The 401-nt window shown below is 61.6% G+C and carries 1 pseudogene; it reads right to left on the reverse strand.

What is annotated here, in order from left to right:
- A pseudogene (locus QMX88_RS29330) lies at positions 1-401 on the reverse strand (hypothetical protein); the annotation flags it as partial.

Below are 401 nucleotides of genomic sequence, written 5' to 3' on the forward strand. Positions count from 1 at the left end.
TCGTCTTGCCGAGAACCGCTCCAATCATCGTCGCCGGAACATCGGATTCAACCGTTTCATCGGCTTCTCCCTTTCGCCACGGGATGATGCTGGCGATGTTGTTCCAGATGGGCTTGATGGTGTCGGTGGTGCGCATGCCGGTGTAGGTCACCTGGAAGGTCGCGCCAGCCTGCACATCCATTGGACTCAACACGCCGCCTGATGCCTGCACGATCACCGGCGCCGGGAATACCAACTCGACAGCCGTGACGTTGTACGTCGTCACCGGAGAAATCTGCGTACCGCCGCCCACCCTGACCACCTGATAACTCAACTGCAACGTGCCGCCGCCCAGCGGCTCCAAGTGCAAGCGGTCGACATCGAACCTCACCTCGCCGGTTTCACCCCCCGCCTGCACGGTG

Origin of the sequence: Pseudomonas sp. PS02290, assembly GCF_029960075.1 — a bacterium.
Lineage (GTDB): Bacteria > Pseudomonadota > Gammaproteobacteria > Pseudomonadales > Pseudomonadaceae > Aquipseudomonas.